General features: G+C 57.3%; 17 protein-coding genes. 9 read left to right on the forward strand and 8 right to left on the reverse strand.

The features are described 5' to 3' along the window. Both RTM06_RS19045 and RTM06_RS19050 read left to right on the forward strand, forming a co-directional pair. Nucleotides 1–428: DUF1615 family protein (locus RTM06_RS19045; protein ID WP_312184281.1), on the forward strand; the 428-nt coding region annotated here is incomplete at its 5' end. A gap of 59 nt (nt 429–487) precedes the next feature. Then, complete coding sequence (locus RTM06_RS19050; protein ID WP_176970992.1) at nt 488–1,195, forward strand: Bax inhibitor-1 family protein; 708 nt, start codon at nt 488–490, stop codon at nt 1,193–1,195. A gap of 102 nt (nt 1,196–1,297) precedes the next feature. Here RTM06_RS19050 and RTM06_RS19055 read toward each other — a convergent pair whose 3' ends face one another. The 3 genes from RTM06_RS19055 to RTM06_RS19065 are packed head-to-tail and all read right to left on the reverse strand — an operon-like array spanning nt 1,298 to nt 4,274. Further along, nucleotides 1,298–2,272 carry a lysylphosphatidylglycerol synthase domain-containing protein gene (locus RTM06_RS19055; protein WP_008102686.1) on the reverse strand — a complete coding sequence of 325 codons (975 nt, stop codon included), beginning with the start codon at nt 2,270–2,272 and terminating at the stop codon, nt 1,298–1,300. Next, entirely contained in the window at nt 2,272–3,516 is a 1,245-nt protein-coding gene (gene clsB / locus RTM06_RS19060) for a cardiolipin synthase ClsB (protein WP_312184284.1), read from the reverse strand. Before clsB ends, RTM06_RS19055 begins: the two co-directional genes overlap by 1 nt. Then, nucleotides 3,513–4,274, reverse strand: a complete 762-nt coding sequence (locus tag RTM06_RS19065; RefSeq protein ID WP_312184286.1) for an endonuclease/exonuclease/phosphatase family protein — start codon at nt 4,272–4,274, stop codon at nt 3,513–3,515. Before RTM06_RS19065 ends, clsB begins: the two co-directional genes overlap by 4 nt. Before the next feature lie 177 nt (nt 4,275–4,451). Here RTM06_RS19065 and RTM06_RS19070 point away from each other — a divergent pair, with 177 nt between their 5' ends. The 4 genes from RTM06_RS19070 (at nt 4,452) to RTM06_RS19085 (ending at nt 8,773) form a co-directional block, all read left to right on the forward strand. After that, nucleotides 4,452–4,844: a YbhQ family protein gene (locus RTM06_RS19070; protein WP_007890591.1), complete on the forward strand. Its 393-nt coding sequence runs from the start codon at nt 4,452–4,454 to the stop codon at nt 4,842–4,844. A gap of 215 nt (nt 4,845–5,059) precedes the next feature. After that, nucleotides 5,060–6,448: an ATP-dependent RNA helicase RhlE gene (gene rhlE / locus RTM06_RS19075; protein ID WP_256695974.1), complete on the forward strand. Its 1,389-nt coding sequence runs from the start codon at nt 5,060–5,062 to the stop codon at nt 6,446–6,448. Nucleotides 6,449–6,452: 4 nt separating this feature from the next. Further along, nucleotides 6,453–7,409 carry a tRNA dihydrouridine(16) synthase DusC gene (dusC, locus tag RTM06_RS19080; RefSeq protein WP_256695975.1) on the forward strand — a complete coding sequence of 319 codons (957 nt, stop codon included), beginning with the start codon at nt 6,453–6,455 and terminating at the stop codon, nt 7,407–7,409. Nucleotides 7,410–7,570: 161 nt separating this feature from the next. Then, nucleotides 7,571–8,773: an MFS transporter gene (locus RTM06_RS19085; protein ID WP_312184290.1), complete on the forward strand. Its 1,203-nt coding sequence runs from the start codon at nt 7,571–7,573 to the stop codon at nt 8,771–8,773. Here the strand turns inward: RTM06_RS19085 and ppk2 are convergent. Both ppk2 and RTM06_RS19095 read right to left on the reverse strand, forming a co-directional pair. Next, nucleotides 8,770–9,690, reverse strand: coding sequence for a polyphosphate kinase 2 (gene ppk2 / locus RTM06_RS19090; protein WP_008102671.1), 921 nt, complete (start codon nt 9,688–9,690; stop codon nt 8,770–8,772). The genes RTM06_RS19085 and ppk2 overlap by 4 nt on opposite strands. A gap of 12 nt (nt 9,691–9,702) precedes the next feature. Further along, nucleotides 9,703–11,313 (reverse strand): inorganic phosphate transporter, encoded by a 1,611-nt coding sequence (locus RTM06_RS19095; protein WP_256695977.1) that lies wholly within the window; start codon nt 11,311–11,313, stop codon nt 9,703–9,705. Nucleotides 11,314–11,475: 162 nt separating this feature from the next. Here RTM06_RS19095 and RTM06_RS19100 point away from each other — a divergent pair, with 162 nt between their 5' ends. Continuing rightward, nucleotides 11,476–12,501, forward strand: coding sequence for a transporter (locus tag RTM06_RS19100; RefSeq protein WP_008102665.1), 1,026 nt, complete (start codon nt 11,476–11,478; stop codon nt 12,499–12,501). Between the two features lie 166 nt (nt 12,502–12,667). On the opposite strand, the gene RTM06_RS19105 is transcribed toward RTM06_RS19100, so the two are convergent. Continuing rightward, nucleotides 12,668–13,720 carry a L,D-transpeptidase family protein gene (locus tag RTM06_RS19105; RefSeq protein WP_256695978.1) on the reverse strand — a complete coding sequence of 351 codons (1,053 nt, stop codon included), beginning with the start codon at nt 13,718–13,720 and terminating at the stop codon, nt 12,668–12,670. 196 nt (nt 13,721–13,916) lie between these two features. After that, nucleotides 13,917–15,731, reverse strand: a complete 1,815-nt coding sequence (locus tag RTM06_RS19110; RefSeq protein ID WP_256695979.1) for a glycoside hydrolase family 15 protein — start codon at nt 15,729–15,731, stop codon at nt 13,917–13,919. A gap of 117 nt (nt 15,732–15,848) precedes the next feature. Between RTM06_RS19110 and RTM06_RS19115 the strand changes: the two genes are divergently transcribed. Further along, nucleotides 15,849–16,625, forward strand: coding sequence for an SDR family oxidoreductase (locus tag RTM06_RS19115; protein WP_312184293.1), 777 nt, complete (start codon nt 15,849–15,851; stop codon nt 16,623–16,625). On the opposite strand, the gene RTM06_RS19120 is transcribed toward RTM06_RS19115, so the two are convergent. Next, nucleotides 16,626–17,201: a DedA family protein gene (locus RTM06_RS19120; RefSeq protein ID WP_312184295.1), complete on the reverse strand. Its 576-nt coding sequence runs from the start codon at nt 17,199–17,201 to the stop codon at nt 16,626–16,628. 166 nt (nt 17,202–17,367) lie between these two features. On the opposite strand from RTM06_RS19120, the gene RTM06_RS19125 reads away from it, so the two are divergent. Continuing rightward, complete coding sequence (locus tag RTM06_RS19125; RefSeq protein ID WP_258144801.1) at nt 17,368–17,955, forward strand: Yip1 family protein; 588 nt, start codon at nt 17,368–17,370, stop codon at nt 17,953–17,955. The last annotated feature ends 307 nt before the right edge of the window (nt 17,956–18,262 follow it).

An 18,262-nucleotide genomic window follows, 5' to 3' on the forward strand; every position in this document is an offset into this window, starting at 1 on the left:
ATAGCCAGCCGCTCTATCGCTTTGCCGACTTCAACGCCGGTTGGTACGCCAGCCGCAACGCGGCATTCCAGGCGGCGATTGCGCGCGCCAGCGGCATCAAGCTGGAACTTGATGGCGATTTGATTATGTATGGCAGCGAGCAGGCCAGCTCCACCGAATTGGCGGTGCGCAGCCTGAGCAAGCAGCTGGATATGAGCAATCGTGAAATCCGCCGCGATTTGGAGAAGGGCGACACTGAAGATTTTGCCAAAAGCACGCTGTGGAAGCAGACCTTTATTCTTGCCGATAAGATGGCCGGAAAACGTCTGCCGCGCGAAATGCTGCCGGGCATCAAGCTGGAGAGCCCGAAAATCACCCGCAATCTCACCACCGCGTGGTTTGCCCAGCGCGTTAATGGCCGCTATCAACAGTGCTTGACGCGCCGTTGACGCAAACGGGTGTACACTCCACACTTACAGAGTTTGTCTAACATTTAATGAGGCGCTTCATGGATCGATATCCACGTAATGATTCAATCGTGCAGCAGGCATCCACCTCGCTGCAGACCTACATGGCGCAGGTGTATGGCTGGATGACCTGTGGCTTGCTGCTCACCGCGTTTGTTTCGTGGTTTGCTGCCCGTACACCTGCAGTAATGGAATTGGTGTTTGCTAACCGTATCACTTTCTTTGGTCTGATCATCGCGCAACTGGCGCTGGTGTTTGTGCTGTCTGGCATGGTGCAACGCATGAGCGGCGCAGTGGCTACCGCGCTGTTTATGCTCTATTCGGCGCTGACCGGTCTGACAATGGCGAGTATTTTCCTCGTTTACACTTACTCATCCATCGCCAGCACCTTCTTCGTGACGGCCGGGATGTTCGGTGCCATGAGCTTCTACGGTTACACCACCAAGCGCGACCTGAGCCGTTTTGGCAGCCTGCTGTTTATGGCGCTGATCGGTATTTTGCTGGCGTCGCTGGTGAACTTCTGGCTGAAAAGCCCGGCGCTGATGTGGGCGATTACCTATATCGGCGTGGTGGTGTTTGTTGGCTTAACCGCCTATGACACGCAGAGGCTGAAGGCGATTGGCGAGAACATCAACGTCAATGACAAAGAGAACCTGCGTCGCGCCTCAATCATGGGCGCGTTAACGCTGTATCTCGACTTTATCAACCTGTTCCTGATGCTGCTGCGCATCTTCGGCAACCGCCGCTAAACCACGCACCAAACTGTTCCCTCACCCGCGTGCGGTCTGCACCAATCCGTCCCCTCTCCCGCCTGCGGGAGAGGGCCAGGGTGAGGGGAAACCCGCACAGAACTAACGCGAAACCGATTTCTCCATCTTCTGCTCATTCTTCTGCCGCAAATGCTTCGCACGACTCTCCAGCCACAAATAGAGCACCAGCGCCACCAACAGCGGCAGGATAAAGTAGAGCACGCGATAAGCCAGCAGCGCCGCGATAATGCTGCCGTGCGAGGCATGTTGCCCACTCAGCAGCGCCAAAAATACCGCCTCCAGCACGCCAATCCCGGCCGGAATATGAATAATCACGCCCGCGATACTGCTGATCAACAGCACGCCCAGCACGATGGGATAATCCACCTGACGCGCCAGCAGCAGCCAGATAATCATGCCCATTACCATCCAGTTGGCGCAGGATACGGCAAACTGGAACAGCGCCATGCGCAGCGAAGGCAGCTGTAGATGCTGGCCTTTTACCGTCCAGCGGCGCTTCTTCGCGAAGGCGCACGCCCACAAATAGACGGCCACCATCACCAGCAGCACCGCGCCAATAATGCGCAGGGTGGTTTCGCCAATGAACCAACCAGAAGGAATTGGCACCATGCCCGCCGCAAACACCACGCCGGCCAGCAGAATGTAGCCAAGCCAGTTGGTGGCGATGCTCAGCGAGAAGATGCGTGTAATGGTGTTGCCCGGCAAACCGAGACGCGAGTAGAGCCGATAACGCATCGCCACGCCGCCAACCCAGGTGCTGAGCGTCAGGTTGAAGGCATAGCAGATAAACGACACCAGCATCACCTGACGTTTCGCCAGCTTATGGCCGCAGTAGGCGCGTCCAATCAGGTCGTAAAGGCCGTAAGTCAGATAACTCACCACCACCAGCGCGGCGGCGCTCAGCACTACATAGCGGTTGTAGCCGACGATCACTGTATAAACGTCTTCCCAGTTCACCTTGCGCGCATACACCACCAGCAGCACAATCACCGCGATAAAAAACAGCCAGGTGAGGATTTTCTTCGCCAGTTGCCAGCGCGGATTCTTTTTCGACATTAGGGTTTCGCTCCTGAATTATCGGCTTCAACCCGATCCTGGGTTTCCATTTCAGGCTGCACCGGCGGCGCAACCTGCGACAAGCGCGGGGTATGCGCAGGCAACCAACCGGCGATGGCCGGGAAGTGGCGTAAAAAGTGAAACACAATCACGCCTTTGGTCAGCTGCCACCAGTTGCGCGGCGGCAGCTTGTCATCTTCCACGCGCACACAGTCCTGCTGAATCAGCAGCTCCAGATTGTCGCGCAGCGTCTGATTGAAGGCGCGATCGTGTACCATCAAATTGGCTTCGAGATTGAGGGATAAACTCAGCGGATCGAGGTTGCTGGAACCGACCGTGGACCACTGCTGATCCTGCACCGCAATTTTGCCGTGCAGCGGGCGGCGGCAGTATTCATACACTTCTACGCCACCATCGACCAAATAGTTGTACAGCAACTCGGCCCCAACTTTAACGATCGGCATATCGGGTTCGCCCTGCACAATCAGCCTGACGCGCACGCCGCGCTGTGCCGCGCTGCGCATTTCGCGCAGCAGACGATAGCCGGGAAAGAAGTAGGCGTTGGCGATGATCACATCCTTCTGGGCTTTGCGCAGCATGGCGAGATAGTGCTGCTCAATGTCGTCACGGTGTTCGTCGTTATCGCGATAAACAAACAGCACCTGCGCTTCACCGGGCATGACGTTGACCGCTGGGCGGTGGGAACGCGCACCCCACCAGCGCCGCGTGTGCTGTTCGCTGCCCATCTGTTGCTGCACGTATTGGGCAATATCCAGCACCACCGGACCTTTCACCTCCACCGCATAATCCTGCTTGGCTTCTGCACCGAAATCGATGTTGTGTTCAGCGGAGAAGTTGATGCCGCCGACAAAGGCGATCGCTTCATCAATCACCACAATTTTGCGGTGCAGGCGACGAAACACGTTAGTGCGCATACCGAGCACCAGCGGACGCGGATCGTAATAGATAAAACGCACGCCAGCGGCGGTCAGGCTATCGACAAAGCGATCGGATAGATCCGGCGAGCCGTAGCCATCGACCATCACTTCAACTTTCACCCCGCGCTGCGCTGCGTGCAGCAGAGCTTCGTGCAGGTCGTTGCCCACTTCATCCTCAAACAGGATAAAGGTTTCCAGCAGCAGCGTGCGTTCGGCACGCTGAATCGCGCCCCACACGCGCGGGAAAAATTCGTCACCGTTCTCAAGCAAACGGAGCTGATTACCGTCGCGCCAATTGAAACTCATAGGAAAATCTCCACCGCTAATGGCGCATGATCGGACAGGTGTGACCAGGGTTTAACCGGCAGCGCCCACGGCTTACTGACCGTAGCGTTGCGGATGTAGATACGATCAAGCCTCAACAACGGAAAACGTGCCGGAAAAGTGCGGGCTGGGCGGCCAGTTTTGATACTGAACACTTCCTCTAAGCCCACCGCGCGCTTGAGAAAGCGATTGGCGCTGACCTGCCAGTCATTAAAATCACCGGCCACCACCAAGGGCGCATCGGGCGGCAGCGTATCGATGAAGTCGCACATCATCTTCATCTGCGCCTGGCGATGTTTCTCTTTCAGACCCAGATGCACGCAGAACACATGCAGCGGCTCAGCACGATCCGGCAGGCGAATTTGGCAGTGCAACATGCCGCGCTTTTCACTTCCGGCGACGGAAATATCGCGGTTTTCATATTCAACGATGGGAAATCGTGACAATATCGCGTTCCCGTGATGTCCCTCGGGATAAACGGCGTTGCGGCCATAGGCGAAATCGTTCCACATGGTATCGGCCAGAAACTCGTAATGTGAGGTTTCCGGCCAGTTTTCGATGTTCAGCGAATGGATGGCGTGGGTGCCCATCACCTCTTGCAGGAAGACGATATCCGCCGATGTGGCGCGGACTGCGTCGCGCAATTCCGGCAGGATAAAGCGGCGATTAAAGCTGGTGAACCCCTTGTGGGTATTGATCGTCAGGACTTTAAATGAAAATCCTTGCGTATTTTGTGGCATACTTCGACGCGCTCCTTTTCATCATCAACAGCACAAAGTGTAGTCTTTGTCACAAATGGATGGTGTTAAGGGCAGAAAATTAGGGCGTAATCCGAAATTTGCTTTACATTGAGGACGTTCGTCTGGCCTCCAGCCAGATACACTTGGGCGACCTGTTGGGTCTGCCAGGAGAAGAGAATGAAATGGTCTAATCGTGTTCAGATTGTTACCGGACAAACCTGTTTGCACATTGCAATGCACCTGCTGGTGATTGCCGCGCTGGTTTGGGGCTGGAAACATAGGGCGCTGGTTGAAGTGAGCAGTACCCTGGTGGCAGCTTATGCGGTGGTATTCATTACCATGCTGGTCATGCAGCGTAGTGCCCGTTTACGTAGAATGGGTGATTCCCTCGAAGAGGTGACCACCACGTACTACTTTGGCGCAGCGATGTTAACACTGTTCCTGATCTCCCGCTTTATCCACAACAACCTGCTGATTGGTATTCTCGGCGTGGTGATGTTGGTGGGACCGGCGCTGGTATCACTGCTGGCGAAAGAGCCGGTCCAGCGCATCGAGAAGAAGCGCAGTTGATTGATTAGGGACCGCAACCCTGCGGACCTGACAAAAAGGAGCCGAATGCGGCTCCTTTTTTTATGGATGCTGTACGCGCGGAAAGCTGCTAAACTCGCGCCCTTACGCATGGTAGTTTGTGCCCTTTTCACACGTGAGCCTCGCGCTTGCGTCATATCCCTCCTGAAAACTACATCGCCCACGGCGATCAGGACGGTTCGGAGTAATACACCTGCATGTCATTTGACTCTCTCGGCTTAAGTGCCGATATTTTGCGTGCGGTAGCAGAACAAGGCTACCAAGAGCCGACGCCGATTCAGCGTCAGGCAATTCCTGTGGTGCTGGCTGGTCGTGACCTGCTGGCGAGCGCCCAAACCGGCACCGGTAAAACCGCCGGCTTTACGCTGCCATTGCTGCAGCGTCTGACTGCAAAACCGTCCACGGCGCGTGGCCGCCGTCCGGTGCGTGCTTTAATCCTGACCCCGACCCGCGAACTGGCGGCTCAGGTTGGCGAGAACGTGCGTGAGTACAGCCAATATCTCGATATCCGTTCGCTGGTGGTATTTGGCGGCGTGAGCATCAACCCGCAGATGATGAAACTGCGCGGCGGCGTTGACGTATTGGTGGCAACACCGGGCCGTCTGCTCGATCTGGCACACCAGAACGCGGTTGATCTGTCACAGGTTGAAATCCTTGTGCTGGATGAAGCGGACCGTATGCTCGACATGGGCTTCATCCACGACATCCGTCGCGTGCTGGCGCGTCTGCCTGCTAAGCGTCAGAACCTGCTGTTCTCGGCCACCTTCTCTGACGAGATCAAAACGCTGGCGGAAAAATTGCTCACCAACCCAGAACAGGTTGAAGTGGCGCGTCGTAACACCGCATCTGAGCAGGTTTCTCAGCAAGTGCACTTCGTGGATAAGAAGCGCAAGCGGGAACTGCTGTCGCTGATGATTGGCCGTGATAACTGGCAGCAAGTGCTGGTGTTCACCCGTACCAAACACGGCGCTAACCATCTGGCTGAGCAGCTGAACAAAGACGGCATCACCGCCGCCGCGATCCACGGCAACAAGAGCCAGGGCGCGCGTACCCGTGCATTGGCTGACTTCAAATCTGGCGGCATTCGCGTGTTGGTTGCCACCGACATCGCGGCGCGTGGCCTGGATATCGAAGAGCTGCCACACGTGGTGAACTACGAGCTGCCAAACGTGGCGGAAGATTACGTGCACCGTATCGGTCGTACCGGCCGTGCGGCTGCTACCGGCGCGGCACTGTCGCTGGTGTGTGTGGATGAACACAAACTGCTGCGTGACATTGAGCGTCTGTTGAAGCGTGAAATCCCGCGCATCGAGCTGCCTGGTTTCGAAGTCGATCCAAGCATCAAAGCCGAGCCCATCCAGAACGGTCGTCAGCAGCAGGGCGGCGGTCGCGGCCAAGGTGGACGTGGTCAAGGCCAGGGTCGCGGACAGGGCGGCAACGTCTCTCGTCCACACAGCGGCAATGCACCACGTCCGCAGGGTGAAGCGCGTCCAGCGCGTCGTCCAGCGCAGGGCGCAAGCCAGGCCGCGCCAGCCGCCAACAGCGGTCGTCGTCGTCCGGCACCAAAGAAAACCGGGAACGCTTAACGTCATGAGGGTTTTGCTGGCACCGATGGAGGGCGTGCTCGATTCGCTGGTGCGTGAGCTGCTCTCCGGGGTTAATGATTATGACTTATGCGTGACCGAGTTTTTGCGCGTAGTCGATCAGCTGCTGCCGGTAAAATCCTTTTATCGTTTGTGTCCTGAGCTGCATAACCACAGCCGCACGCCGTCAGGCACGCGGGTGCGCATGCAGCTGCTCGGGCAATATCCCGAATGGCTGGCAGAGAACGCCGCGCGCGCGGTGGAACTCGGTTCCTGGGGCGTCGATCTCAACTGCGGCTGTCCGTCGAAGCTGGTAAACGGCAGCGGCGGCGGCGCCACCTTGCTGAAAGATCCCGAACTGATCTATCGCGGCGCGAAAGCGATGCGTGAAGCGGTGCCGGATCATCTGCCGGTGACGGTGAAAGTGCGCCTTGGCTGGGATTCCGGCGATCGTCGCTTTGAGATCGCCGATGCGGTGCAGCAAGCCGGTGCCAGCGAATTGGTGGTGCACGGCCGTACCAAAGAAGATGGCTATCGCGCCGAAAGCATTAACTGGCAGGCGATTGGCGAAATCCGCCAGCGTCTACGCATTCCGGTGATCGCCAACGGTGAAATCTGGAACTGGCAGGATGCGCAGGATTGCATGCGTATTACCGGCTGTGATGCGGTGATGATTGGGCGCGGTGCGCTCAACGTGCCGAATCTGGCGCGCGTGGTGAAGTACAACGAAGCGCCGATGCCCTGGCCTGATGTGGTCGCATTGTTGCTGAAGTACACTCAGCTGGAAAAGCAGGGCGATACCGGCATGTATCACGTGGCGCGCATCAAGCAGTGGCTTGGCTACCTGCGCAAGGCGTATCATCAAGCCGACGGCTTATTCAGCGAAGTCCGCACCCTCAAAGTCTCCGCCGACATCGCCACCGCAATCGAGCGCCATGCCGCAGCATTAATCAAATCCTCGTAGGGTCGCCATTCATGGCGACCTTGTCATTTGTCGGGTACGATTCATGGCGACCTTCTCATACAAGTGCATATAAACTTTATAACTAAAAAATCCGCGATCTCTTAGCACGCTAAGGTTATAGTTGTCGTTCAATTTCATCATCATGCCCGACGCCACCTTCCATGTCTGACGCCGCTGTACTGAGTAACGCTCAGTTAAATAAACGTATTCTCTCCGTCATTGTCTTCACCTTCTTTTGCTACCTTTCGGTGGGTTTGCCGCTCGCGGTGCTGCCGGGATTCGTGAATAACCAGCTTGGATTCAGCTCATTCATCGCCGGATTGATCATCAGCCTGCAGTACTTCGCCACGCTGTTAAGTCGCCCGCACTCCGGTCGTCTGGCGGATCGCTACGGTCCAAAACGCGTGGTGATGATGGGATTGGTGTTCTGCGGCATGAGCGGCGTGTTATCGATTATCGCCGCGCTGTGCAGCGATATGCCGCTGCTAAGCCTGGCGCTGCTGGCGGCGGGGCGCTTGTTCCTCGGCGTCGGTGAAAGCTTCAGCAGCACCGGATCGACGCTGTGGGGCATGAACATTGTCGGCCCGCTGCAAACCGCGCGCGTGATCTCGTGGAACGGCGTGGCGACCTATTTCGCCATGGCGATTGGTGCGCCGCTTGGCGTGCTGCTTAATCAGTGGTTTGGCATCAGCGGCTTTGCCGGTTTGGTGGCGATCATGGGCGTTGCCGGATTCTGGATGGCGAGCTGCAAAGCGGGCGTCAGCGTTACCGCCGGCGTGCGCATTCCGTTTCATCGCGTGGTCAGTCGCGTGTGGATGTTTGGCCTGGCGCTCGGTTTTGGCACCATCGGCTTCGGCGTAATCTCCACCTTTATCACCCTCTATTTCGCCAGCCGCGACTGGAGCGGAGCCGCGTTCGCGCTGACGCTGTTCAGCCTTGGCTTTGTGATTGTGCGCCTCGGTTTTGGTCGTTACATCACGCGTTTTGGTGGCCTGAAAGTGGCGCTGGTGTCGTTTGTGCTGGAGTGTGCCGGATTGCTGCTGATTTGGCAGGCCGACAGTATCTGGCTGGTGGATTTGGGCGCGTTCCTTACCGGCGGCGGTTTCTCGCTGGTGTTCCCGGCGCTGGGCGTGGAAGCGGTGAAGCGCGTACAACAGCAGGATCAGGGTTCGGCGCTCGGCACCTATTCGGCGTTTCTTGATTTAGGGCTGGGATTAACTGGGCCGGTAGCGGGCTTGCTGATGGGTCATTGGGGCATGCAATCGGTCTATCTGGCGGCAGCGCTGATGGTGTTGGGCGCGTTTATGATTACGCTGCGCCTGCACCAGCAGCACCGCAGCCAGACGGCCGCGCAAGCGCTTTAGTATTTCTCCGGCACCACCATGTGCTCGGGTACCGGTGCGCGGCGATAGTCTTCAGAACGTTCGCGCGGCGGTAACATAATCGGTTTGGCTTCGCTCTCTTCGTACGGCATCTGCTGCAGCAAATGGCTGATGCAGTTAAGGCGCGCGCGTTTCTTGTCCACGCCTTGCACCACCCACCACGGTGCTTCGGGGATGTTGGTGCGCTCCAGCATCTCCTCTTTCGCCTCGGTGTAATCTTCCCAGCGACGACGGCTTTCGAGATCCATCGGGCTCAGCTTCCACTGTTTAAGCGGATCGTGAATACGGCTGAGGAAGCGCAGCTCCTGCTCCTCATCGGTGATCGAGAACCAGTATTTGATGATCTGGATGCCGCTGCGCGTCAGCATTTTTTCAAACTCCGGCACGCTGCGGTAAAACTCTTCCACTTCATCTTCGTTGCAGAAACCCATCACGCGCTCAACGCCCGCGCGGTTATACCAGCTGCGGTCAAACATCACGATCTCACCGGCGGCCGGCAGATGGGCGATATAGCGCTGAAAATACCACTGCGTTTTCTCGCGATCGTTAGGCGCGGGCAGAGCGGCTACGCGACAGGTGCGCGGATTGAGGCGCTGGGTGATGCGTTTGATGACGCCGCCTTTCCCCGCCGCATCGCGCCCTTCAAACAGAATCACCACGCGATGTCCGGTGCGCATCACCCAATCCTGCAGTTTCACCAGCTCGCCTTGCAGATGCAGCAGTTCGCGGAAATAGCGGCGACGAAAGGCTTTATCGTCATCCGCCTGCGGCTCGCCGCTGTCATTAAAACGCAGGTCATCCAGCTCCATCTCCAGCTCTTCGTCGTAGCTGTCGTAAAACTCCTGCAGCAGACGCTGATTAAAGGTCTCGCTGTGGAAGCTATTGTCGTGAGTCGCCATCATTTTCTCCCGTTACAGGTGGATAAACAGGGCGTAAAGGAGCCCCGAAAGTAAAACAGAAACCGGCAGCGTCAGCACCCACGCCATCGCCAGATTGCGAATGGTGGAAAGTTGCAAACCTGAACGGTTGGCGGCCATCGATCCGGCGACGCCCGAAGAGAGCACATGCGTGGTGGAAACCGGCAGGCCAAACACATCCGCCGCGCCAATGGTCGCCATTGCCACCAGTTCGGCGCTGGCCCCTTGCGCGTAGGTGAGATGGGTTTTACCGATGCGTTCGCCCACCGTGACCACAATGCGACGCCAGCCAACCATGGTGCCGAGGCCCAGCGCTATCGCCACCACCACTTTCACCCACATCGGGATAAAGCGCGTCGCGGCATCCAGCTCTTTCTTCACCGCCGCCAGGTTGCGTGCGGTCTCTTCCGGCAGCGTCACTTTGGCATTTTGCAGATGCTTGATGGTTTCCGATGCCAGATACATGTCGTTTCGCGTGTTAGTCACCGCCTGCGCCGGAATATTCTCCACCGCGCCGTAGCGGCGAATCTGATCGCCAATATCGCCGAGCATCATGCCGAGCGCCGGTATCACTTGCGGGCGATTTTGGTTGGTGCGCACGAATTCGGTCAGCACTTCACGCGGTGCGGGCATGGCGGCGGGCGCCGGTTGCAGCATCAGCAGCTGCTGTTCCGTCACCTGAGTTAAGGCGGCGACGCGCGGAATCTGTTCCGGCGGCAGCGAGCGGTTCAGCGCATAGGCAATCGGCATGGTGCCGACCAGAATCAACATGATTAAGCCCATGCCTTTTTGGCCGTCATTCGAGCCATGCGCGAAAGAGACGCCAGTGCAGGTGAGGATCAGCAAGCCGCGAATCCATACCGGCGGCGGCTGATTGCCCTTCGGCGCTTCATACAGCTGGCGATTGCGGATAAAGGCTTTCATCGCCAGCAGCAGCAGGGCGGCACAGACGAAGCCAACAATCGGCGACAGCAGCAGCGCGTAACCGACTTTAATCGCCTGATCCCAATCCACGCCGCTGGTGCCGCTGCGGCCATGCAGCAAGGCGTTCGCCACGCCGACGCCAATGATCGAACCGATCAACGTATGCGAAGAGGAGGCCGGCAAACCGAAATACCAGGTGCCGAGGTTCCAGATAATCGCCGAGAACAGCAGCGCATACACCATGGCGAAGCCGTGGCCGCTGCCCGCCTGCAGAATCAGCTCCACCGGCAACAGCGAGATAATGCCGAACGCCACCACGCCGCTGGAGAGCAGCACGCCCAAAAAGTTACAGAAACCGGACCACATCACCGCCACGCCCGGCGACAGCGAATGGGTGTAGATCACCGTAGCCACGGCGTTGGCGGTATCGTGGAAACCGTTCACAAATTCAAAGCCGAGCGCGATGATCAGCGCCACGCCAAGCAGTACGAACGGCGTATAACTGGTGACCGGCGCGCCGGTCTCTTCCACGTCATTAAACAGGTTAATGCCGGCATACATCAGGCCAGCAATCAGCAACAGTACAAAGATCAGGCGTGAGGCTGGACCGTTGCCGCGGTTAAGGTTCGGGCGTCCGCTGTGGGACGAGGAGGTCGATGCAGGTAAACTGTTTTCAGCCATAAAACACCTCAGTGTTAAATCACGATGCTCGAACGGCATCCGTTACTGGCAGTGTGATACGTGGTTTGTATGACAGAATGATGATGGCGATCACGCTGTGTCATCGTGCTGCAACAAAGCTGTCGCACGCTATGGATCTGACCGCTGCGGAATGACCTGCTAATGCTCCAGCCCGTGCTACCACTCGCCTCGCTGCCGGACTTCAACAATGAAGTCGCCGGATTGATTCACGGTTATCTGTTTACCCCCGCGTCGCCGCCCCAGCGCCTCAATGCGCGTGAAGCGGCCCAGCTGGCGCAGCAGCAGCTGCCGGAGTCGTACTTTATCTGGCTGCACATCAACCTGAATCACGCGCGAGCAGAGCGTTGGGTTCAGGACCACTTTGGCGTAGACCACGACTTTTTCGATGAGATACATTCGGCTTCGCCGCGCACCCGTTTAGCCCATCAAAACGATGCGCTGTTGGCGGTGCTCAATGACGTGACTTTCAGTAAGGAGGAGCGCAGCACGCAGAACGCCACGCTGTGGATGTGGTGCTGCCCGCGAGTGGTGGTCACCGCGCGTTTTCGTCCGGTTGGCATGATTGAGCGCATGCATCAGCAGATGGATCGCCTGAAGTTCGCCGAGCCGGATGCGATGTTGCTATGGCTGCTCGGCGAGCAGGAAGCGCAGCTGGAGCAAGTGGTACGGCGATCCAGTCAGGCGGTGGATGCGATTGAAGAGCGGCTGCTGAGTGCGGCGATCAAAACCAATCGTCGTGAGCTGGGGCAGCTGCGCCGTATGCTGCTGCGTGTGCAGCGTTTGCTGGCACCGGAACCGGCGGCGCTGTTCCGCCTGTTGAATCGTCCGCCCAAATGGCTGAAGCGCGAACCGTTAGGCGAGCTGCGGATTTTTACTGAAGAGTTCAGCGTAGCATTGAATGATTTGGCGAGTTTGATGGAGCGGATTCGTTTGTTGCAGGAAGAGATCGCCGCGCGTTTGATGGAGCAGAGCAACCGCACGCTGTTTTTGCTGACGGTGATTACCGTACTGGCGCTGCCGATCAATATCGTGGCGGGATTTTTTGGTATGAATGTGGGCGGGATTCCGCTGGCGAATAATCCGCACGGTTTTTTGCTGCTGGTGTTGGTGGTGCTGGCGTTTACGCTGGTGGCGGGGTGGCTGGCGTTTCGACGACCGCGTGATTGATTTGGCCAGGTCGCCATAAATGGCGACCCTACAAAACCCGGAACGGACGCTTTCGCCATAAATGGCGATCTTGCCGTTTCCGTAGGGTCGCCATTCATGGCGACCTTCTTAATGCGCGCGCAAAAAAACCAGCCCGCAGGCTGGCTCTTCACATCTTCAACCGTGATTACAGGCTGGAGGTCGGCTGCGCCGCTGGCGCTGCACCGTTGATACCTTGCGGTGTCATTGGCTCTTCTTTCGGCAATGCGTCAGAAGACTCCTGAACCGGAACCGGTGCTGGCTGAACCTCGCCTGCTGGACCGTTAATCTTGATCGGCATACCGTTACGCGCCTGGATAGCGTTGTTGACCGCATCCTGGTTGGTGCTGGCATCGGCAATCACTTTGGTCACCGCGGAAGTCAGGTTAATCGGCACCACTTCGCGTGAGTTGAACTGCTCTTCGGTGGTCGACAGCGGATTGTGCACTTCCACATAACGCGAACCATCTGGCTCAACGGTGGCTTTCACCGGCTGATCGATGAACTGAACGCGCGTGCCAACCGGCACGTTGTCGAACAGCCATTTAATGTCGTCAGCACGCAGACGCACGCAGCCGTGGCTCACGCGCAGGCCGATACCGAAGTTGGCGTTAGTACCGTGAATCGCATACAGGCGGCCAATATACAGCGCGTGCAGACCCATCGGGTTATCCGGGCCAGCCGGGAACACCGCCGGAATGCTCTCGCCGCGTGCCGCATATTCTGCGTGCATCGCTTTGGTTGGCGTCCAGGTTGGGCCATCTTTCTTACGCTCAACCGCCGTTGTCCAGTTGATCGGCGTATCTTTACCCAGCTCGCCGATACCGATTGGCAGCACGACCACAGTTTTGGTGCCTTTCGGGTAGTAATAAAGACGCATCTCAGCGCTGTTGATCACGATGCCTTCACGCGGCGCGTCAGGCAGAATCAGTTGCTGTGGGATGATCATTTTAGTGCCAGCTTTCGGCAGATAAACGTCAACGCCCGGATTGGCTTCCAGCATGTTGCTGAGGCCCATCTGATACTGAGCAGCAAAGGCTTCCAGCGGAAGTTTGCTGTCATCAGGGACGGTGATTTCAATGTTTTCGCCGATCAGACGGCTGTTAGCCGGCGGCAGCGGATAGACTACTGCAAATGCCGACTGGCTGAACGCCGCCAGTGCGAGGGCGAGTGAAGCGAACGCGCGAATGCTCATTTTCATGTTTTTCAAGTCGTTATGGCCATGTTTCAGGCTTGTCAGTGTGTCGAATCCATCGTGGTCAGTATGACCCGCTGCGCATTATATGTGCATTGACGCATTGATGGAAATCAGGATTTTTACTGGCTGCAGATACTTTACGCAATTCCTTGTCTTTACCAGACAATTCTCTTGGATCCGCAGCCCAAAAAGTGAATTTTCACGGCTGCCACAGCGTCACTTCATTACTCAGTTTACGATTGAGGAAAAAAGCGGCACTGATTAAGGCCAGATGCGTCAACGCCTGCGGCATGTTACCCAAGGCTTCACCGTGCGAAGTGAACTCTTCGGCATACAGACCAAGCGGGTTGGCGTAACTCAGCAGCTTTTCAAACTCAAAATGCGCCTCATGTACGCGACCCGCACGCGCCAGACACTCCACATACCAGAATGAGCAGGCGGCAAAAGAGCCTTCTCCACCTTTTAAAGCATCGGCAGGCGTCTCGTGAATGTTATAGCGTCGAACTAAACCGTCGCTCACCAGATGCGTTTTAATCGCGTCCAGCGTCGAAATCCAGTCGGGATCGGTGGAGCTAACAAAGCGCACCAGCGGCATCAATAGCATCGACGCATCAAGAAATGTTCCGCCGCGCGTGGCGGTGAAATGGCCCAGTTCCGGGTTCCAGAAGTTCTGCCAGATATCATCGCGGATCTCGCTGCGCACCCGATCCCAGCGTTCGTACGGCATCGGCAATGAACGCTTCATGCCTAATCGCAGCGCGCGATCGAGCGCGACCCAACACATCAGGCGTGAATGCAGGAAATGCTCTGGTTCACCGCGCATCTCCCAGATGCCAGCATCGGGCTGATTCCAGTTTGCGCAGACGTAATCGATCATATCGGAGACGTACTTCCAGCCGCGATGTGAAATCGCTTCGCCATATTTGTTGGCGAGATAGATGGCATCCATTAGCTCACCGTAAATATCGAGCTGCGTCTGACGCCAGGCATCATTGCCGATGCGCACCGGACGTGAATTAGCGTAGCCAGAGAGATTGAGCAGCTCGGTTTCATGCAGCTCGGTGCCGCTGTCGAGGCGATACATCACCTGTAAGTGCGGCGTGTCGTCGTGGCTGTGCTCGACGCAGCGGCCGACCCACTTGGTGAAGTCACGCGCTTCTTCGGTGTAGCCGAGGCGCATCAGCGCGTACATGCTAAATGAGGCATCGCGGATCCACGAGGCACGATAATCCCAGTTGCGCTCGCCACCCAACTCTTCCGGTAAACCAAAGGTGGCGGCCGCGGCGATGGAACCGTGCTGATGCGAGGTGAGCAGCTTCAGCGCCAGCGCCGACCGCGTCACCATCTCCTGCCAGCGGCCGCGATAGGAACTGTGGCTGCTCCAGCGCCGCCAGTACTGGAGCGTGTCATGGAAACACTGTTCGGTGGCGATCCTGGCCACGTTGGCATCGTCATCGTTGCCAAAGACAAATTCAGCGGTTTCACCGGCTTTCAGGGTGAATTCCGCTACCGCGCTGTGATTTTCGCGCGTCATCACCACCGTAGCGCTCAGGCGCAACGTGGGTTGTCCGGGTGCCAGAAACGCAATGCCGCCGGGGCGCAGTTCGGTGGTGGTTTCGGCGCGGGCATAGTCATGGCGCGGGGCGCACAGCAGATGAAATTTTGCCGTACCGCGTACCATCTTCACGCGACGCACGATACGCGGCACTTTGCTGTGTTCATCGCAAATCGGCATGTAATCGGTGATCTCTGCCACGCCCGCGTCATCCAGCCAGCGGGTTTGCAGAATATTGGTATCCGGCAGGTAAAGCTGCTGCTGGCGGGCATGTTTCCAGTCCGGCGCGAGGGAGAAAAGGCCAGCCTCATCGCTGTCGAGCAGGGCGGCGAAAACCGACGGGCTATCGAGCTCCGGCCAGCATAAATAATCGATGGTGCCGTCATTCGCGATCAGGGCGCAGGTGCGTAAATCACCGATCACACCGTGGTCGTCTATTCTTCGTTTTATCTCGCTCATCGTGCCCCCTAATGCGTATGTAATTGTTAACTATAGACGAAACGGCAGATTCGGCGGCGCCGAGGCACAGAAGGATAACTTCTATACTGTTAAGACACCCTCAATCAGGAGAATGTTATGAGTTCAGGAAAACAGAAAGTCGCTGTGGTCACCGGATCCAGTTCTGGCATTGGTCGCAGCTGTGCGGTGATGCTGGCCGAAGCGGGCTATACGCTTGGCATCACCTGGAGTTCGGATGAAGAGGGCGCCCAGGAAACCGCACGCATGGTGGAGAGCCGTGGACAGCAGGCGCAGGTAAGGCAGGTTAATCTTGCCGATCCGCAAGCTGGCGCAAAGCAACTGGCGCAGCTGATCAACTCGCTGGGACGTATCGATGTACTGGTGAGCAATGCGGGCGTGATGACCAAAGCCGACTTTCTCGACGTCACCTTTGAAGATTGGCGCAAAGTGTTCAATGTGGATGTCGATGGCGCGTTTCTGTGCGGGCAGATTGCCGCGCGCCATATGGTGGATCAGGGCGACGGCGGACGCATCATCAACATCACCTCGGTGCATGAACACACGCCGCTGCCGGATGCCACCGCCTATACCGCCGCGAAACATGCGCTTGGTGGCCTGACCAAGTCGATGGCATTGAGTCTGTTGCCGCACCATATTCTGGTGAACGCGGTCGCGCCGGGCGCGATTGCCACCGCAATGAACGATATGAAAGATGATCAGCAAGGGCGACGTATGCCGGAAATCCCGATTGGGCGTCCCGGCGATACGCGCGAAGTGGCGAGTTTAGTGGCCTGGCTCTGTTCGGAGTGGGCAACCTATACCACCGGACAATCGTTTATTGTCGACGGTGGTTTTATGTTGGCCAATCCGCAGTTTAAGGGTTACCACCAATAATTAACCGGCGCGGCGGCGGTTCCAGTGGCGAATGATAAAGCGCAGGACAATGCCGAAAATCACCGCTGCCGCCAGCCACAATACCGGCTTGAGGTGCTGATCGATCTTGTGCAGCCAGGGCGCAACGATCTGTCCGGCGAAGTAGCCCAGCGAGACAAAGATCAGTGACCACAGCGCCGCGCCAATCACATTCAAAATAAAGAAGCGCAGCGGCTTGAGATGGCTGGTACCGATGATGATCGGCCCGACAATACGGAAGCCATACATAAAGCGCACGCCAATCACGAACATGCTGGGATGTTTGCGAATCAGCCGATTAGCTTTGCCGATAGTTTCCTGATGTTTACTGAAACGACGCAATATACGCGTGCCATAACGACGTCCCAGCCAGAACAGCAGCTGATCGCCAATAATGCCGCCGATCATCGCCGCTAGCACCACGCCGCTGAAGTGCAATAAGCCTTCATGCGCCGCCACCCCGCCCAACAGCGTGAACGTTTCCCCTTCGGCAATACAGCCAATCAGCAGCGCCAGATAACCATATTGGGTGATTAATCCATTGATATCGAGATGCAAATTATCCTCCCTGCAAAGTGTGAAATCGTTATTAGTGTATACCAGCGGCTTAATTTGTGTGGCGACCCGCAAAAACGGCGCTGACGATTATACTTGAGTTAACGCTGCCTCCGTTGATCAGGCCGTTAGCTGTAAGGGCAGCCCATCGCAGCAAAGGAGTAGATGTATGAATCATGTCTGGGGTTTACTGGCGCATCCAGGTCAGGAAATGCGCGATATTAAACAGGAAAATGAGAGCGTTTCGCACCATTACACCCATCATGTTCTGTTAATGGCGGCGATCCCGGTGATCTGCGCCTTTATCGGGACTACGCAACTGGGCTGGAATCTGGGCGAAGGGCAATTCGTACAACTCAATCTACTGACCGGTATCGGTCTCGGCATTCTGTTCTATCTGATTATTCTCGGCGGCGTGGCGGTAATGGGGCGGGTGATCCACTGGATGGCACGTAACTACCCGCAGCGTCCTAGCCTGCAGCGCTGCACGGTGTTTGCCGGCTATGTGGCAACGCCGCTGTTCCTCAGCGGGCTGGTGGCGCTCTATCCATTAGTGTGGCTTTGCGTGCTGGCGGGCGCGGTGGCGCTGGTTTATACCGGTTATTTGCTTTATGTCGGCATTCCGGTGTTCCTGAGCATCGACCGTGAAGAGAGCCTGCGTTTCTCCGGTTCAACGTTGGCGATTGGTGTGCTGGTGTTTGAAGTGCTGCTGGCGCTGACGGTGGTTCTGTGGGGCTACGGGCCACGGTTGTTCTGAAGTTAGCCAGGTCGCCATAAATGGTGTGATGCTTGTCAGATAAGCAGTGCGCTGGCACCGCAAGGGTTCCGCCCGCTAAACATCTGGCAGTTTTCAGAATGCCCGAAGCAGGCGGCCGGGCTAAGGTCCGAAGGCGCGGACCTTAGCAATCCGCGCCTTGCGCCGTCCTCGCTGTTCCCTCGTTTATCGCTCCGTCCTGGCGGACCGCGCGGATTCGCCTTCCTGGCTCATGCCGCGCTTTCGCCGACGTCGTGTCGGCTCATCCTGGCCGTCACTCTGCGCTCGGCGCTGCGGATGGCGCGCAACA

The sequence above is a fragment of the Pantoea sp. CTOTU46764 genome (assembly GCF_031974595.1).
In the GTDB taxonomy this organism is placed as follows: Bacteria; Pseudomonadota; Gammaproteobacteria; order Enterobacterales; family Enterobacteriaceae; genus Pantoea; species Pantoea trifolii.

What these genes read in the sequence shown, in the direction of transcription:
- RTM06_RS19065 (WP_312184286.1), bottom strand. Translation starts at nt 4,274, where the DNA reads ATGCCACAAAATACGCAAGGATTTTCATTTAAAGTCCTGACGATCAAT.
- rhlE (WP_256695974.1), top strand. Translation starts at nt 5,060, where the DNA reads ATGTCATTTGACTCTCTCGGCTTAAGTGCCGATATTTTGCGTGCGGTA.
- RTM06_RS19100 (WP_008102665.1), top strand. Translation starts at nt 11,476, where the DNA reads ATGCTCCAGCCCGTGCTACCACTCGCCTCGCTGCCGGACTTCAACAAT.
- dusC (WP_256695975.1), top strand. Translation starts at nt 6,453, where the DNA reads ATGAGGGTTTTGCTGGCACCGATGGAGGGCGTGCTCGATTCGCTGGTG.
- RTM06_RS19125 (WP_258144801.1), top strand. Translation starts at nt 17,368, where the DNA reads ATGAATCATGTCTGGGGTTTACTGGCGCATCCAGGTCAGGAAATGCGC.
- RTM06_RS19095 (WP_256695977.1), bottom strand. Translation starts at nt 11,313, where the DNA reads ATGGCTGAAAACAGTTTACCTGCATCGACCTCCTCGTCCCACAGCGGA.
- ppk2 (WP_008102671.1), bottom strand. Translation starts at nt 9,690, where the DNA reads ATGGCGACTCACGACAATAGCTTCCACAGCGAGACCTTTAATCAGCGT.
- RTM06_RS19110 (WP_256695979.1), bottom strand. Translation starts at nt 15,731, where the DNA reads ATGAGCGAGATAAAACGAAGAATAGACGACCACGGTGTGATCGGTGAT.
- RTM06_RS19115 (WP_312184293.1), top strand. Translation starts at nt 15,849, where the DNA reads ATGAGTTCAGGAAAACAGAAAGTCGCTGTGGTCACCGGATCCAGTTCT.
- RTM06_RS19070 (WP_007890591.1), top strand. Translation starts at nt 4,452, where the DNA reads ATGAAATGGTCTAATCGTGTTCAGATTGTTACCGGACAAACCTGTTTG.
- RTM06_RS19050 (WP_176970992.1), top strand. Translation starts at nt 488, where the DNA reads ATGGATCGATATCCACGTAATGATTCAATCGTGCAGCAGGCATCCACC.
- RTM06_RS19105 (WP_256695978.1), bottom strand. Translation starts at nt 13,720, where the DNA reads ATGAAAATGAGCATTCGCGCGTTCGCTTCACTCGCCCTCGCACTGGCG.
- RTM06_RS19085 (WP_312184290.1), top strand. Translation starts at nt 7,571, where the DNA reads ATGTCTGACGCCGCTGTACTGAGTAACGCTCAGTTAAATAAACGTATT.
- RTM06_RS19055 (WP_008102686.1), bottom strand. Translation starts at nt 2,272, where the DNA reads ATGTCGAAAAAGAATCCGCGCTGGCAACTGGCGAAGAAAATCCTCACC.
- clsB (WP_312184284.1), bottom strand. Translation starts at nt 3,516, where the DNA reads ATGAGTTTCAATTGGCGCGACGGTAATCAGCTCCGTTTGCTTGAGAAC.